Origin of the sequence: Salinimonas iocasae, assembly GCF_006228385.1 — a bacterium.
GTDB lineage: Bacteria > Pseudomonadota > Gammaproteobacteria > Enterobacterales > Alteromonadaceae > Alteromonas > Alteromonas iocasae.
The window spans coordinates 42703-58057 of record NZ_CP039852.1 but is presented as its reverse complement, the minus strand read 5'-3'; the positions used below and the strand labels follow the sequence as shown (position 1 = coordinate 58057).

The window sequence follows — 15355 nt, the reverse complement described above, 5'->3', positions numbered from 1 at the left end:
CTATTATTTCCGCTCGTTAAGAAGCCGTGCAGCACGGCTGAGATAGGTCATTTCAAAACGATCTGACTGAGGTGAAATCTTTACCGATGCTTTGAGTAGCTCACCATTTTCCTGACTGACCCAATAAGTGTTTGTCCAGGTCAGGCCGGTTTCGATGTAGGGTGTGGTTTTCGGAAATGACACCGTTTCCTCTATTCGCTGCACGGGGAATGACGCTGAAAACTCTGTAAGCTCTTCCTCTGCTACAGCCTTCCACTGACTGGTTACCGTCAATCCGTACCCCATGCCCTTGATATCAACTTCCCGCGTCCAGTCAAAGGATAACGGCAACGGATCAGACAGCGGGTTTTTGTCCAGGTTGCTGGTATAAAGCATATCCTGATTAAGTCCGTGTGTGCGGACAATAACGCCGTTATGCATGTGCAGCTGAGCGCTGTCAGCTGAAACCCACTTATTCTGGCCATTTTCAATATAAGCCAGTGCCATGACCGCGGTATTTCGCTCTCCGTGTCTAACCTTGAGCAAATCGGCGCGACTGGCCAGAACTTTTTCTATTGGCAGTGAGAGCGGTTTTTCAGACGCCAGCGCGAGTTTGATGGTGTCGTAGTAGGCTTTGTTTGTTGATGAGCATCCGACAAGCGTCAGACAAAACAATGCCACAGTAAAAACGGTTGAAAAAAATTTATTCATGAAGAGGCGTGGTATTAAGAAAAATCCAGAGGGATAAAAACAAAAAAAGCCGCACCAATGGAGCGGCTTTAAACAAACTGTATCAACTTACAGAGAAGGCTCGTAAGTGAAAGTAACAGCTGTCATTGTAGTAGCAGTACCAGTCAGACTAGTTACCGTATTAGTTGTACCAACACAGAAACCATCAGAGTTGATTTCATCGTCGCCGTTACAAGTTGGCGAAGGATCTACTACTTCATCAACGTTGCTTGAACCACGGTTGTTACTGATTACTGCCGCGGCGATACCCGCTGCAACAACACCTGTTGCGATAGTGCTTGTAGCAATACCGTTTTCAGCAGAATCACCTGAAGTGTTTCCGCCAGCCTGATCCTGAGCTGTAGCAGAAAAAGCTAAGCTAGCACCAATTAATAATGAAACTAATGACTTTTTCATAATGGTCCTTACAAATATCCATTGACTCACTATGTTAAAGGAATTGATCGATGCTGACCATACTTTAAACAATAATTCGTCGATTTTTATCAAAAATCCGTCCCCAGCAGTTATAAAAAAGCCGGTCAGAATTTGACGCGCTGTCAGTATAGCTGGGGTTTTTCATCACATCAATCCTTGCTGCGATAAAGAAACCACATATCCCTGACCTACTATAAAATGATCCAGTACGCTTATGTCCACCAGCGCCATTGCTGCCTTGATCTCTCTGGTCAATGCAATATCAGCGCTACTGGGATCCGCGATCCCGGAAGGGTGATTATGCACTAAAATGATCGCCGCGGCATTGTCTTTTAACGCTTGTTTAAGCAATTCCCTTGGATAAACGGCTGCACTGTCGATAGTACCGGTAAACATGCGCCGAAATGCAATAAGCCGATGCTGGGAATCAAGCATTAATACTGCAAAGATCTCGTGCTCTGCATTCATAAGCTGGGCACGAAGGTAACGGCTTACCTGTGCTACATCACTTAATACGTCTTTTTGGGCCAATGGTTCTTCGTACATGCGTTTGACTAATTCTTTGGCCGCCTGTAGCTGACAAAAGCGAACTACACCTACGCCTCTTATCGCGCAAAAGCTTTGCAGATCGGCATTAAGCAGACGACCTACCGTGGCAAACTCGCGCAACATAGCCTGCGAAAGCATGGTTACCGTTTGTTTTTGTGTGCCATTGCCAAGGAAAACGGCTACCAATTCTGTATCTGAAAGTTGTTCGGCTCCATGAGTGAGCAACTTTTCCCGCGGTTGTTCGCATAACGGCCAGGTGGCAATAGTCATGGTTCTTCCCAAAAAGCCTAGTTATAAACGCTGCCAGAGCTGAGATGTACTGATCTATGGCCGGTTTTTACCGCCTTGTACAATCTACCGATTACCGCCATAGCGTGGTAGGCTACGCTTTTATTTGCCGATGGTTACTAACGCTTATGCAATTACAGGGTAAAAAAGTTTTACTGGGCATTACTGGTGGGATCGCAGCATACAAAACACCAGATCTGGTCAGAAAACTTACTGCTGCTGGTGCTACAGTCAGAGTGGTGCTGACTGAATCAGCAAAAGCATTTGTCAGTGGAATGTCCTTGCAGGCTGTTTCAGGTAACCCGGTGCATGATACGTTACTTGACCCTGCCGCTGAGGCGGCAATGGGGCATATCGAACTGGCGAAATGGGCTGATATACTGCTCGTTGCTCCGGCTACCGCAAACATGATGGCAAAACTGGCCTGTGGAATGGCTGACGACTTGCTGACGACTTTGTTTTTAGCCACTGACGCAAAGATTTTCATCGCACCGGCGATGAATCAGCAAATGTGGGCCGCCCCGGCAACACAGAGAAACCTGAATACGCTTGAAACCATGCATATTTCCGTTATCGGTCCTGCTAGCGGTGAGCAGGCCTGCGGTGATGTAGGCTATGGAAGAATGGTTGAGCCTGGCGATATCGTTGCCAGTCTGATTCAGGACACTGCGTCGGCGCGTCAACAGACTGACTTACAAGGTAAGACAGTTATGATTACCGCGGGCCCGACCCGGGAACCTCTGGATCCGGTTCGCTATATTTCCAATCACAGCTCAGGAAAGATGGGTTACGCGATGGCCGCCGCCGCGGCTGATGCCGGCGCCAATGTTATTTTAGTATCTGGTCCGGTTTCTGTCCCACCGCCAGCCGGCGTAAATGTCGTCAACGTAGAAACTGCGCAGCAAATGTTTGATGCCGTTATGCAACATGTGCAGGCTACTGACATCTTTATTGCCACCGCTGCTGTTGCTGACTATAGAGCAAAAGTGCTAGAAAATAATAAAATAAAGAAAACGGGCGATGAGTTAACGCTTACTTTTGTTAAAAACCCTGATATTCTTAAAGAGGTAGCAGCATTACCTAATGCGCCATTTGCGGTCGGCTTTGCCGCTGAAAGCCAGAACCTCGCGCATTATGCCAAGTCAAAATTAGAAAATAAAAAGTTGGCGATGGTTGCTGCAAACGATATAACCACCAGCGGTCTGGGCTTTAACAGTGACCATAATGCACTGCATGTCTTTTGGGAAAACGGCGACAAACAACTTGGTCCCGCTCCAAAAACACAACTCGCCCGGGAGTTGTTATCGCTAATTGATGAAAAATATAAAAATAAACCATCAAACTGATACACAGTTGGTCGATAACAACTTATAAATCCTGGCTTCAAAGCCGTATTAGACAAGGAACGGGCGCAAGCCCAAAGCTGAGGAAATACACGCGTTATGCCTGCTGTAAAAAAGACCAATCGTCGTGCTCAAATCCTTCAGGCACTGGCCGGAATGCTGGAAAGTAATCCGGGACAGCGCATTACTACTGCGAAACTTGCTGAAAAGGTAGGCGTATCTGAAGCTGCGCTTTACCGTCATTTCCCAAGTAAAGCACGTATGTTTGAAGGTCTGATAGAGTTTATTGAAGAGACCCTGTTCTCGCGTATAAATAAAATCCTTAACGAAGAGAAAGATTCACTGGCCCGCTGTCAGATGATTTTGCATCTTCTGCTGGGATTTGCAGAAAAAAACCCAGGCATTAGTCGTATTCTAAACGGCGATGCGCTTCAGGGCGAGCAAGACAGGCTGCGTGCGCGTATTGCAAAACTGTTTGAGCGACTGGAAACTCAGTTCAAACAGGTCCTCCGTGAGCGCAAATTACGTGAAGGACGCGATTTAGGTGCAGATGAAGCCGTACTTGCTAATCTGTTTATTTGTTATGTAGATGGCAGAATTAACATGTTCATTCGCAGTGGTTTTGTCAGAAAACCCACCGAACAATTCTCAGATAACTGGGCATGCTACCGACAAACTTTTCTTTAAAAAAAGGCGCTGTTTAAAGCGCCTTTTTTGTTATTTGCATGTTCAGATTTAACTCAGGCCGGGCGCTGATAGTCACTAAGATACTGTGATAACGCATCCTGTCGGTTAAGTCGCTGCGTTAAAGCCGTAATATGCTTATCATCGATATTTTTCCAGGTGGTGGGTATCACATAGTGGTCATGCAAAAAGTTTAGAAAGCCACTTTTCACTTCGACGTCCCAGTAAATATGTTCCAATGAATTGAAAGCCTGCAGCATGGCTTCTTCTGAGCGTACCTGCTGTGTTACCCCTTCTATGTCGTAACAAGCATTTCCTAATACCAACACTGCCTTTCCAAGCATCAACGATTCAATCCCCACGGTCGAATTGACTGTCAGGATTGCCTGGGCGCGCTCTATCAACTCCTGAGTATTGCAGTGATTAGCAAACAAGATTCGCTTATTTTCATGGTGCAGATGATCATGTCTGACAGATTCAGACGGGTGTTCTTTGATTACTATATATAGTTCATCATCATCCACCTGCTCAATCACTCTGGACAAATGCCGGTAGAGCTGGCTCATATTTTTAATCCAGGGTGAGTTAGAGATGATTTGACTGTCTGTTTCTACCTGGAAAGGAACAAAGATATAACGCTTAGGAAGCTGTTCAGCACGCACACCAGCGGCCTTTTCGCTAACTGCCTTGCGTGTCACGAGTTTACAGGGCGGCGTTTTGTCGGTACAAAATTGTCGGTAAAACGCCCTTTCTTTAGGCAAAGAGTTTTTGCAGTTCACGCCTGACCAGTCACAGGTTGTGGTATCGGGTAAAAGACCATTTTCAAAATAAATGACATCTTTACCCAGTGCTTTGGCAGCTTCTGCTATAGCTGCACTTGGCTGTTTTTGTCCGTTCCACACCCCCACTACCTCAGCGTTGGTACGATCGATAATTGCTGCATTTTTCGCTATGGAAAACTTTGTTAAAAAACGGGTTAGAGAGGCAAAGGCAGGCCACAATACAGATTTTCTCAGTGTGCGGTGCTTGATAGCCTTTTTCTCAAGGTGCGGTGTCACCAATGCTTCAAGGTCTATATTTTTGATGATATGTGCATATCGTTTTATCGATGGCCCAATGCTAAAAAAGCTTAGTTTGATAACGGTAATATCAAGCGCGGATTCAGCAGCTACTTTTTTAAAATAACGGATGTGAGAACTTCCCCGGGCAATAAACACATATTTTTTCTGCTGATCTATCACATTACTATCTCCTGCGTGATGCTACCTGAGTGGTAGTGAATATTTCCCTGAATGTCTATGCCTGGCACCGTTGAAACCTGTCATTGTAAAAAGTACGTCTGTTGCACTTTATACCCTTACTTTGTCATTTGTATTACCGCACCGGTCAACATTATGACTATGACTTTATCTTTGCCAGATAGTTGCAGGCACAAAAAAAGCAGCACTATGTGCTGCTTTTCACCAATTAATTTAAAGTTACCCGGTTTAGGAAATTACTTACCGAACGTTTTTCCAAAGAAATCACCGTCATTCCAGGCTGGCGCTTTTTCCTGCGTCGCCAGCGTATGGCCGATTTGCGCATTGACTTCAGCAAAGGTACGTGCCGCGTCCCAGTTGAAATCCTGATTCACATCATCGCTTGGCTTGTGATAGTTAGTAGATAAGAACTGTCCGAATACTTTGGAACCATCAACTTCCGGATCTTTTGATTTAAGGCCGGGGACCAAAAATACTGAAGGCACACCCTGCTTCACGAATGCATAGTGATCGGAGCGAGTGAACAGCGCCTGTTCTGGCCATGGATCCGGGCTTAACTCAATGCCCGCATTGTTGGCAGCTTCAGTTACCGACGCCTTCATATCGCTGTGGCTGGCACCAAAAGCGATAACATCGGCAAATTCGTACGTCAGAATGGGCATATCCAGGTTCACGTTAGCTACCATATTCTCAACCGGTACGGTCGGGTTATGCGCGAAATAGTCCGCACCCAGCAAGCCTTTTTCCTCACCTGTAACAGAAACAAACAGAATTGAACGCTTTGGCTTTTTGTCCATCTGGCTGAATAAGCGTGCTGTTTCCAGCATTATTGCTGTACCAGAGGCATTATCCATTGCACCATTATTGATATTGTCTTTCTTTACAGTTTTGGCAAACCCGATGTGGTCTGAGTGTGCAGAAAACACTACATACTCATCTTTAAGCGCCGGGTCAGAGCCTTCAACGGCTGCAACCACATTAGGGCTGGTAATCTGAGAATGTTTGCTTTGCTTATTCAGTGAGATTTCACCAGGAATATCAAAACCTTTTGGTGTTTCATCTTTTTCAAGCATGGCATAAATTTCGTCCAGGCTCATTTTCGCGCCATCGAACAACTGACGAGCAGCACCTTCGCTTAAAAATGCAGAGCCTTTTATCTGCTCAAAGGTATTAGCCGGCTTGTCGCTTTCATCTAACCAGGCCAGGCGTGGTGTGTGGATGTAACTAAGACGGCTCTGATAAGGACGAACTTTTTCAGCCGTAGGTGTGGTCACTGAAATCATACCAATTGCGCCGCGATCAACAGCATACTGCGCTTTCTGGCTACCAGAAGCCAAATGAGCGCCCATTTCGCTAGGGAACGACTTAGGCTTACCGGATAAAATGACCACAATCTTGCCGTCAACATCCAGCCCGTCGTAGTCATTATGCTCTAACTCATCAGCAACAATGCCATATCCGGCAAAGACCATCTCGCCCTGCAGGCTGGTATCGGTGTTCAACAAGTCAGGACCGGTAAGATATTCTTTAGGATATTTGAACTTAGTTTCAGCACTATCCCGGGTCAGTGTCAGTGCCGGGGATTCCTGGACCAGTGTGGCTTTTCTGAAATCGACTGATTGCATGTAGCCATCAGTCCCCATAGGTTTTAGCCCGTACTTTGCAAACTCAGTGGCAATGTACAAAGAAGCGATATCATGCCCGCGAGAGCCGGTATCACGTCCTTCCAACAAATCATCTGCCAGAAAGAAAAGGTGTGATTTAATGCGGTTTGTATCCGGCGCAAAAGCAACATCCTGTTGCTGTTCCTGCGCTACAGAAACGGTGCTCAGGGCTGAAACCATGGCACCAAATAATATTTTTTTCATCATAGTCGTTAGATATTTTCGTCTTATAAGAAGAGGTTATGGTATACCAGTGAAATAAAATGACCAGTGTTGTAGTCATGCACTCATCGGAATATTCAAAGCGTCTGCGGATTTTTAAGGTCGCAGTCGTATTTGATTTTTTTACGAAATCAAAATCATTATGATCATCACCGAAATACGTGAAATTTTGCTTTTTATCCCCATCTATTCAATCCGTTTTAAATGCAAGTCATAGATTATGAGTAGTACAGACCTTCTATACAAAGTACAGTTTATTAGTAATGGAGAACGCTACGAGCTGTATGTAAGAGAAATCAGTCAGGGAAGTTTGTTTGGCTTTATTGAAATTGGCGACTTTGTCTGGGATACCCACACCGGTATTGTGGTTGACCCTGGTCATGAAAAATTAAAAGCTGAATTTTCAGATGTGACAAGAACTTACGTTCCCATGCATAATGTGTTACGAATAGACGCGGTAAAAAAACAGGGATCCGCCACTATTACAACCTTGTCAGACAAGGTTACAGCGTTTCCCGGGCCGATATACACACCTAAAAAAGACTAATCTGATGCTGGCGCATTGTCGGGTCAGGCATCTCGGAATGCGCTTATGAATGCTATTAAAATCACTTGTTTGGTTATCCTGCTTGCAGGCTTTTTTTCATCAGTCAGCGACGCCAGAGCGGCGTCTGAACAAAAGTTTCAGACACTTATTGATGCTATCTGGGAATACGAGTCGTCACTGCGTGACGTAACCCCTGCTGATATATCACCCGAAGCATTGTCGCAACAGCACAAGCGGTTCAGTAAATACCTGACGAAGCTGGAAGCCATTGATGAATCACAGCTGTCTTTAGATGATCGTATTACCTTTTTGATGCAGCAGTATCGCCTGAATAACATAATTGATGAGTATAAATTCGGGTCCTACAAGGTACCCATCACTTCTGAATATGGTTTTCATAGTGCATTAGCCGCGCTACCTGGCCAGATGAGCTTCAAAAATAAAGAGGATTATCAAACCTACCTGGATCAATTAGCGGGTATTCCGGCGTATGTCGACCAGCAAATTGACTACATGCAGCAGGGTCTGAATGAAGGCTTCACACAGCCTCAAGTGGTACTTGAGGGTTATGAAGAAAGTATTTCGCCTTTGATTAGTGAGGCACCTGAAAAAAGCACTTTCTACACGCCGTTTGAATCCATGTCTGAGTTCGTCGGGTCATCTTCCCAACAGTCGCTTCGCAAACAAGCCAGACAAATTATCAATGATGACGTTACGCCAGCCTTCCAGCGCTTCTATGATTTTATGGTAGAAACTTATATTCCCGGTGCCCGCACTGATATCGCCGCCAAAAACTGGCCTGATGGCGAAGCTTACTACCAGAATCGAATTAAACATTACACGACCACCGATATGACAGCCCGGGAAATTCACGATTTGGGTTTACGGGAAGTGAAACGTATTCGTCAACAGATGAAAGCGGTTGTCAAAGATGCCAGCTTCGACGGTGATGTGGATGCGTTCATTCACTTTTTGCGTACTGATGAACAATTTTATGCGACCTCTGCCCGGGCGCTATTAAAAGAAGCTTCATTTATTGCCAAAAAAGCCGATGCGCAGCTCCCCCGCTTCTTTGAGAAGCTGCCACGAAAACCTTATGGCGTCGCCCCGGTTCCTGATGATATAGCCCCAAAGTATACAACCGGACGCTATATACATGCCGGAAGTGAAACTCAGCCCGGTTATTATTGGGTTAATACCTATGCGCTTGATAAGCGCCCGCTGTATGCACTGCCTGCTCTGACATTGCACGAAGCGGTTCCCGGCCATCACCTGCAAATTTCTTTAGCCAGTGAGATGGAAGATCTTCCACCGGTGCGTCAGGAAACCTATATATCAGCATTTGGTGAAGGCTGGGGATTGTATACAGAATTCCTGGGCGTTGAGATGGGCATTTATGAAACGCCGTACGATCACTTCGGGCGCTTGAGTTATGAAATGTGGCGGGCCTGTCGCTTAGTCGTCGATACAGGTATGCATATGTTTGGCTGGAGCAGACAAGAAGCCATCGATTATATGATGAAGAATACTGCCTTATCGGAGCACAATATAAAAACTGAGATTGATCGTTATATCTCTTGGCCGGGACAGGCGTTATCTTATAAAATTGGCGAAATTAAAATTAAGTCGCTCAGAGAAAAAGCGGAAAACGCACTGGGTTCATCTTTTGATGTACGGAAATTTCATACCGCCGTACTTGAACACGGTTCAGTCCCTCTGTTCATCCTTGAGCAAAATATTGAACGCTTTATTGAAGAGCAACAAGCAGGAAAGTAGTCATGATTGCGTTTAGCATCATAGGAATCCTTGTATTTATACTGATTTATTTTGTGATTCGCTCCCAAACGCTTCAGCGGGAAATGACGCAATCTCGACAGGCTGCGAAGGTTAGCAATAAACGTTTGAAGGACGCTTATTCCAGTCTGGTCATGGTATGCACTGATTTACAAAATGTTTATGTCGATCGGGTTGAGTCTGCTTATAAGAAGCGGCTTATCAGCGCAGAGGATTATGCTGTTCAGTCGTTTATCATGAAGCACTTTGCCCAGATTGTCCTGGATTGTTTTGAAAAGCACCGGACGGTAGAAGAAGCTTTGAAAACGGCTGTCAGGACAGCGCCGGAAGTTACTGAGCAAGGTGTGCGTGACGTAATGAAAAAGCAGCCCAGCCATATCAGGATGGCCTGGGTGAAAAATACGCCTGATGGATTTATGCAGGCCTGCGCGCAGCTTACCAAACAACCCTTGCAGGCTCAGACTGAGCCTGAAAAAACAGCCAGCCAGAATTAAACTTTAAAAAGGCCAGTATCAACGCTGGCTTTTTTTACCCATTTTTCATATCAGCAACTCTCTGATTCAAATGAAATTCAGCGATTCACCCTGCCAAAAATGTCGTCGTAAGCCTCATTAGGTAGATTGTAGGTTCTTGTCAGCGTAATAATATCACCTATAATACTGTATATAAATACAGGCATATTTTATGACTAATACAGTAACCACATTCAATCACCCCGCCGTCTGGCGTGCCCGTGAAGGGCTGCTGAATGACAGCTCCCGTCTGGAAACAGGCTATACGGTGCTGGATGATCTGCTGGGGGGTGGTTTGCCTTCAAAAGGATTAGTCAGGGTAAGAAGTTTGTTTGGAATTGGTGAGCTATCTGTTTTTCACCAGGTTCTGGCAGACAACCCTAATGAAAAGCTTATCAGTATTATTAATTGTCCGGGCAACATCCATGCAGCCTGGCTACATCAGTATCATATTGATGCTGAGCATGTCAGGCTGATACGGCCTGAACAACCAAAAGATATCTTATGGTCTGCAGAACAGTGTTTAAAAAGTGAAGCCTGCCATATTGTTGTGCTGTGGATTAATAGTCTGACACCCCGTCAGGCGCGTCGTCTGCAGGTTGCTGCCAGTCAGCATAATACCTTGTGCCTGATGCTGGAGTCACAACACGTAGCACGTTGTGCTTTACCCCTGACCCTTGATATGCGTATCAGTTCAACCCCTGCTGGGTTGCATATTCAGATTGATAAACATGTAGGAGCACAAGCCGACGTTTCAGCGGATATTGGCTTTTCAAATACTCCAAGCAATAAGACCATCAATCAGATTTTGCACCAACGTTCAGACTACATTGCTTCGGCAACGGGCTGATTATGCTGTGGGCTTATTTTCATTTTTATCAGCTGACAATAGATAGCGGTGGTGAATCAGATGAGACTGCAGCCGTAATTGTATATTCAGCTAAAAATAATCAGGTCCGCCAATGTAACTCAGCGGCAGTCAAAGCTGGAGTGACAGTGGGAATGGGTATGGCTCAGGCTGCCGCACTTTGCCAGTCTGTGAATGTCATTGATTATTGTGAACAAAGTGAAGTGCACCGGCTGCTAGCCTTGGCTAATCGGCTTTATCAGGTGGCTTCAGATATTGTTATTTTCAATCCGAACGGTCTTGCTCTCAGACTCGACCCATTAGTTCGTTATTACGAGGGGTTAGAGAATATTTGGCAGGTGCTGGTTAATGAGTTACGTGCTGCCCGTGTCAGTTTTACTTTTGGCGTTGGCTGGAGTATTGAGGCAGCAAGAACACTGGCGATGAATAGTTCTAACCAGCTATTACACAACAAGACGCAAATTCGTCAGGCATTGGCTGTGTGCCCCCTTCATGCCACAGAATTAACTGATAAGCAGCGTAACACTTTAAAAAGAGTAGGCATTCATTCGCTCCAGCAGCTTTTAGAAATATCTGCAGCAGAATTGGGAAGAAGGTTTGATAATTCTCTCATCACATATTTGTGCGCGTTACGAGCAGAAACATTCCCAAGAGTAAATTATTACTCTCCACCAGATACCTTCTTCAGCCTGATTGAGCCCAGCTATGAGGTCAGCCACACTGAACAGTTACTGCCTTTTATGCGCAATCTTATTGATGAGTTTCTGACATTTTCACGATTACGCAACGTGTTTAGTCAGCAGTTAACTTTCACGCTTTGTTTCAGAGAAGCGCCTTCGATGAAGGTGACGGTGGGTAGCGCCGCACCTTTATTTAAGTTATCACAATGGGAGAGTCTGACAGGTCTTAAGCTAGAGCAGATCCTGTTATCGGCGCCGGTTATTAAACTAACTCTACAGGTAGATAAGCTTGAAGATGTTGATGAACAGACCTCGGATTTTTTTAATAACCGGGTTCATGCGTTCGCCCAAAAACAGCTTATCAGCCGCTTGCAGGCCAGGCTAGGTGAAGCAGTCATTCAGTACCCTTGCGCCGGTGATGACTTCAGGCCTGATCAGTTATCTTGTTTAAAACCGGGTAACACGAGGGGCAATCTGCATCATCCTTTGCCATGTGTCTCACTTATTTCTCCCGCTCCCTTAGAGGAATCTCCTCATATTGAATTCGGACCAATACGACTTCAGACCGGTTGGTGGGATGGTAACAACGTCAAGCGCGATTATTATATCGGGCGTACTGAGGACGGTCGACGCCTGCACCTTTATCGTGATAGCACAGGTGATTGGTTTATCAGTGGATTCTACAGCTAATGGTAGCAGAGCTGGTATGTCAGACTAATTTCAGCTTTTTGCACGGCGCTTCAGATCCTGAAGAGCTGGTGAATACTGCCGCCTTTTTGGGTTATAGCAGTCTGGCAATTACAGATGAATGCTCTGTTGCCGGCGTGGTCCGCGCCTATGCAGAGATAAAACGCAATAACCTGCCGTTACATTTAGTGGTAGGTAGTTTGTTCAGGCTTAATGACAGCCTTTCAGTGGTGTTACTCTGCCCTGACAAGACGGCTTATGCCGAGTTATGCCGTATAATTACCAATGCCCGTCGCCGCTCTGAAAAAGGCAGCTATAAGCTGGCTGAGTGGGATTTAAAGTCCGTTAAGCACTGCCTTTTAATCTGGTTACCTGACCCAGGCTCGCAGAACAATCAGCACTGGGGGAAGTGGCTGTCTAAACATTATTCCTCACGATGCTATCTGGCCGGCAGCAGACTGCTGGATGGTAGTGATGAGTTGCATACAAAAGAAGTACTGAAACTTCATTCAGAATTTGATTTTCCGATAGTGGCTTCTTCCAGGGTGCTCTTTCATCACAGTGACAGGCTACCGGTACAGCAAGTACTTCAGGCTATTGATGCATCCACCACTGTCGATAAACTTGGCCTGACTGCCCAGTCAAATGCGGAACGCTGCCTTCGTCCTATAGCTAAAATGAAAAAGTTGTTCCCTGCAAACTGGCTTGAGAATACAGCATCTTTGGCGCGTTTATGTCAGTTTTCCATGGATGAGCTGAAGTACCAGTATCCCTCTGAGGTGGTACCTGAAGGGTATACTGCCAGTACCTATTTGCGACATTGTGTTGAAGAGGGTGTGAAAAAACGGTTTGGGGAAACACTGCCCGCCTCTATTCGCCAGACCATCGAAAAAGAGATGGCGCTTATCAGCGAGCAGCAGTACGAATATTTTTTTCTGACCATTTATGACGTTGTTCAGTTTGCCCGCGCAAAAGGTATTTTATATCAAGGCCGTGGCTCTGCTGCTAACTCGGTAGTTTGCTATTGTCTGGAGATTACTGCTGTCGATCCCCGTCAGATAGATGTGCTTTTTGAACGCTTTATTTCTAAAGAGCGTGACGAGCCACCTGATATTGATGTGGACTTTGAGCATCAGCGTCGCGAAGAAGTCATCCAGTATATCTACAGCAAATATGGTCGTGAACGCACTGCACTTGCTGCAACTGTTATCAGTTTTCGTTTTAAAAGCGCTTTTCGTGAGGTGGGTAAAGCGCTGGGTTTTGCCGAATCTCAGCTTGATTTTGTGATTAAAAATATCAACAGGCGGGACCGTACTATTCCGTGGCAGTCACAGATTGCAGAACTGGGGATGGATCCTGCCACTACTAAAGTGCGGCAGCTTTTGTATCTGGTTGAGGAAGTTATTGGTTTCCCCCGCCATTTATCTCAGCATGTAGGCGGCTTCGTCATATCTTCCGGCCCGTTGTACGAGTTGGTGCCGGTAGAGAATGCCTCCATGGCTGATCGAACGGTCATTCAATGGGATAAGGATGACCTGGAGGCTTTAGGGCTGCTTAAAGTCGATGTACTGGCCTTAGGGATGTTAAGCGCCATTCAGCGCACTTTTAAAATCATCAGCCAGTCTACTGGCTTTCCAGTCTCAATCCCCTTTATCACCGGCCTTGGCGATGATGCTCAGGTCTATGACATGATTGGTAAAGCGGACACGGTGGGCGTTTTCCAAATTGAATCACGGGCACAGATGAGCATGCTGCCCCGACTGCGCCCGCGTAAGTATTATGATTTGGTCGTCCAAATCGCCATTGTCCGACCAGGCCCGATACAGGGTGATATGGTTCACCCTTACCTTAAACGAAGAAATAGCGGCACCAAAGTGGCGTACCCTTCACCCGATGTCGAACGGGTGCTGGGCAGAACTATGGGAGTCCCGATATTTCAGGAACAAGTCATACAGCTGGCAATGGTCGCAGCGGGGTTTACCGGCGGCGAGGCAGACCAGCTCAGACGAGCGATGGCGAGCTGGAAGAAAAACGGGCGATTAAATCTTTTTCGTGAAAAACTGATTAACGGCATGCTGGAAAAGGGTTACGACCCTGATTTTGCCACGCGTCTTTTCGACCAGATAAAAGGTTTCAGTGGTTATGGATTTCCAGAGTCTCACAGCGCATCCTTCGCGGTGTTAGCCTACGTATCCTGCTGGCTTAAATACTATTTCCCGGTTGAATTTTATATTGGGCTGCTAAACAGCTGGCCCATGGGATTTTATACGCCAAGCCAACTTTTACAGGATGCCAAACGACACGATATCGCCATAAAAGCAGTGTGTATAAATCGCTCTCAGTGGTCACATCATATGGTTATTGATGGTCACGAAAAAATCATTCAGCTCGGTTTTCGACTGGTCAAAGGGTTGAATGAAGATGTGATAAATGAGCTGGTATCCAGGCGCCCTGTTAATGGATTTACATGTATCAATGAAGTCCGCTCTGCCGTAGAACTGCCTTCAGATATGATGGAGGCATTAGCCAGTGCAGATGCATTTGCCGCTATAGCAGGTAATCGATACCAGGCTCGATGGCAAATGATGGACAAACAATCTGATTTGCCCTTATTTGCCAGCCAGACTAAGAGTGAGCAATTATCTTTAATACCTACCGAAGCTGAAAATATGCTGGAAGATTATGCTTCAACCAGCGTATCAGTACGCCATCACCCAATTGATATGATTCTAAAAGCGCGCAGTTTACCTGACATCACCTTTGCCAGCCAGTTGTGCAACAAGCCTGATAAATCAGTGGTTCATCTGCTTGGTTGTGTAACCTGCAGGCAAGCGCCGGGGACGGCAACCGGTGTTACTTTCCTGACACTGGAAGATCACACTGGCAATACAAATGTTGTCATCTGGCAATCTACCGCCCGCCATCAAAAGCAACCCTATCTTAAAGCGACGATTCTTCAGGTAGACGGTATTCTGGAGCGCTCACCAGAAGGGGTAATTCATGTTATCGCCGGAAAGCTCACAGACCGTTCTGACTGGCTGGAAACACTTAAGGTGCCTTCCCGGGATTTCCATTAAGTTACATTAAGTAGTATATATAAAGGCTATATTAA

General features: G+C 45.8%; 13 protein-coding genes. 8 read left to right on the top strand and 5 right to left on the bottom strand.

The features are described from left to right. Positions 1-3: 3 nt before the first annotated feature. The 3 genes from FBQ74_RS00250 to radC all read right to left on the bottom strand — a co-directional run bounded on the left by FBQ74_RS00250 (position 4) and on the right by radC (position 1965). Positions 4-690 (bottom strand): YjbF family lipoprotein, encoded by a 687-nt coding sequence (locus tag FBQ74_RS00250; protein WP_139754765.1) that lies wholly within the window; start codon positions 688-690, stop codon positions 4-6. Positions 691-777: 87 nt separating this feature from the next. Then, complete coding sequence (locus FBQ74_RS00245) at positions 778-1125, bottom strand: hypothetical protein (RefSeq protein WP_139754764.1); 348 nt, start codon at positions 1123-1125, stop codon at positions 778-780. A gap of 165 nt (positions 1126-1290) precedes the next feature. Then, positions 1291-1965, bottom strand: coding sequence for a RadC family protein (radC, locus tag FBQ74_RS00240; RefSeq protein WP_139754763.1), 675 nt, complete (start codon positions 1963-1965; stop codon positions 1291-1293). Between the two features lie 146 nt (positions 1966-2111). On the opposite strand from radC, the gene coaBC reads away from it, so the two are divergent. Then, complete coding sequence (gene coaBC, locus FBQ74_RS00235; RefSeq protein ID WP_139757833.1) at positions 2112-3329, top strand: bifunctional phosphopantothenoylcysteine decarboxylase/phosphopantothenate--cysteine ligase CoaBC; 1218 nt, start codon at positions 2112-2114, stop codon at positions 3327-3329. Between the two features lie 96 nt (positions 3330-3425). Continuing rightward, positions 3426-4013, top strand: a complete 588-nt coding sequence (slmA, locus tag FBQ74_RS00230) for a nucleoid occlusion factor SlmA (RefSeq protein ID WP_139754762.1) — start codon at positions 3426-3428, stop codon at positions 4011-4013. Between the two features lie 53 nt (positions 4014-4066). Here the strand turns inward: slmA and FBQ74_RS00225 are convergent, their stop codons facing one another. Together FBQ74_RS00225 and FBQ74_RS00220 are read right to left on the bottom strand one after the other, a co-directional pair. Beyond that, positions 4067-5251: a capsular polysaccharide export protein, LipB/KpsS family gene (locus FBQ74_RS00225; protein ID WP_139754761.1), complete on the bottom strand. Its 1185-nt coding sequence runs from the start codon at positions 5249-5251 to the stop codon at positions 4067-4069. A gap of 254 nt (positions 5252-5505) precedes the next feature. Next, positions 5506-7113, bottom strand: coding sequence for a M28 family metallopeptidase (locus tag FBQ74_RS00220; RefSeq protein WP_408641344.1), 1608 nt, complete (start codon positions 7111-7113; stop codon positions 5506-5508). Between the two features lie 262 nt (positions 7114-7375). Between FBQ74_RS00220 and FBQ74_RS00215 the strand changes: the two genes are divergently transcribed. From FBQ74_RS00215 to FBQ74_RS00190, 6 genes are all read left to right on the top strand, one after another. Then, complete coding sequence (locus tag FBQ74_RS00215; RefSeq protein WP_139754759.1) at positions 7376-7702, top strand: DUF1820 family protein; 327 nt, start codon at positions 7376-7378, stop codon at positions 7700-7702. Between the two features lie 45 nt (positions 7703-7747). Beyond that, positions 7748-9478, top strand: coding sequence for a DUF885 domain-containing protein (locus FBQ74_RS00210; protein WP_139754758.1), 1731 nt, complete (start codon positions 7748-7750; stop codon positions 9476-9478). Between the two features lie 2 nt (positions 9479-9480). Next, a complete protein-coding gene (locus FBQ74_RS00205) occupies positions 9481-9990 on the top strand; it encodes a hypothetical protein (protein ID WP_139754757.1) in 510 nt (169 codons plus the stop codon). Between the two features lie 190 nt (positions 9991-10180). After that, entirely contained in the window at positions 10181-10858 is a 678-nt protein-coding gene (locus FBQ74_RS00200) for a recombinase RecA (RefSeq protein WP_139754756.1), read from the top strand. Between the two features lie 2 nt (positions 10859-10860). Next, positions 10861-12246, top strand: coding sequence for a Y-family DNA polymerase (locus FBQ74_RS00195; protein WP_139754755.1), 1386 nt, complete (start codon positions 10861-10863; stop codon positions 12244-12246). Then, on the top strand, positions 12246-15320 hold the full coding sequence (locus FBQ74_RS00190) for an error-prone DNA polymerase (RefSeq protein ID WP_139754754.1): 3075 nt from the start codon (positions 12246-12248) through the stop codon (positions 15318-15320). The genes FBQ74_RS00195 and FBQ74_RS00190 overlap by 1 nt, the downstream gene beginning before the upstream one ends. The last annotated feature ends 35 nt before the right edge of the window (positions 15321-15355 follow it).

Coding starts and splice junctions, on each gene's coding strand:
- FBQ74_RS00190 (WP_139754754.1), top strand. CDS start 12,246: ATGGTAGCAGAGCTGGTATGTCAGACTAATTTCAGCTTTTTGCACGGC.
- coaBC (WP_139757833.1), top strand. CDS start 2,112: ATGCAATTACAGGGTAAAAAAGTTTTACTGGGCATTACTGGTGGGATC.
- FBQ74_RS00245 (WP_139754764.1), bottom strand. CDS start 1,125: ATGAAAAAGTCATTAGTTTCATTATTAATTGGTGCTAGCTTAGCTTTT.
- FBQ74_RS00250 (WP_139754765.1), bottom strand. CDS start 690: ATGAATAAATTTTTTTCAACCGTTTTTACTGTGGCATTGTTTTGTCTG.
- FBQ74_RS00215 (WP_139754759.1), top strand. CDS start 7,376: ATGAGTAGTACAGACCTTCTATACAAAGTACAGTTTATTAGTAATGGA.
- FBQ74_RS00205 (WP_139754757.1), top strand. CDS start 9,481: ATGATTGCGTTTAGCATCATAGGAATCCTTGTATTTATACTGATTTAT.
- slmA (WP_139754762.1), top strand. CDS start 3,426: ATGCCTGCTGTAAAAAAGACCAATCGTCGTGCTCAAATCCTTCAGGCA.
- FBQ74_RS00220 (WP_408641344.1), bottom strand. CDS start 7,113: ATGGTTTCAGCCCTGAGCACCGTTTCTGTAGCGCAGGAACAGCAACAG.
- FBQ74_RS00195 (WP_139754755.1), top strand. CDS start 10,861: ATGCTGTGGGCTTATTTTCATTTTTATCAGCTGACAATAGATAGCGGT.
- radC (WP_139754763.1), bottom strand. CDS start 1,965: ATGACTATTGCCACCTGGCCGTTATGCGAACAACCGCGGGAAAAGTTG.
- FBQ74_RS00210 (WP_139754758.1), top strand. CDS start 7,748: ATGAATGCTATTAAAATCACTTGTTTGGTTATCCTGCTTGCAGGCTTT.
- FBQ74_RS00200 (WP_139754756.1), top strand. CDS start 10,181: ATGACTAATACAGTAACCACATTCAATCACCCCGCCGTCTGGCGTGCC.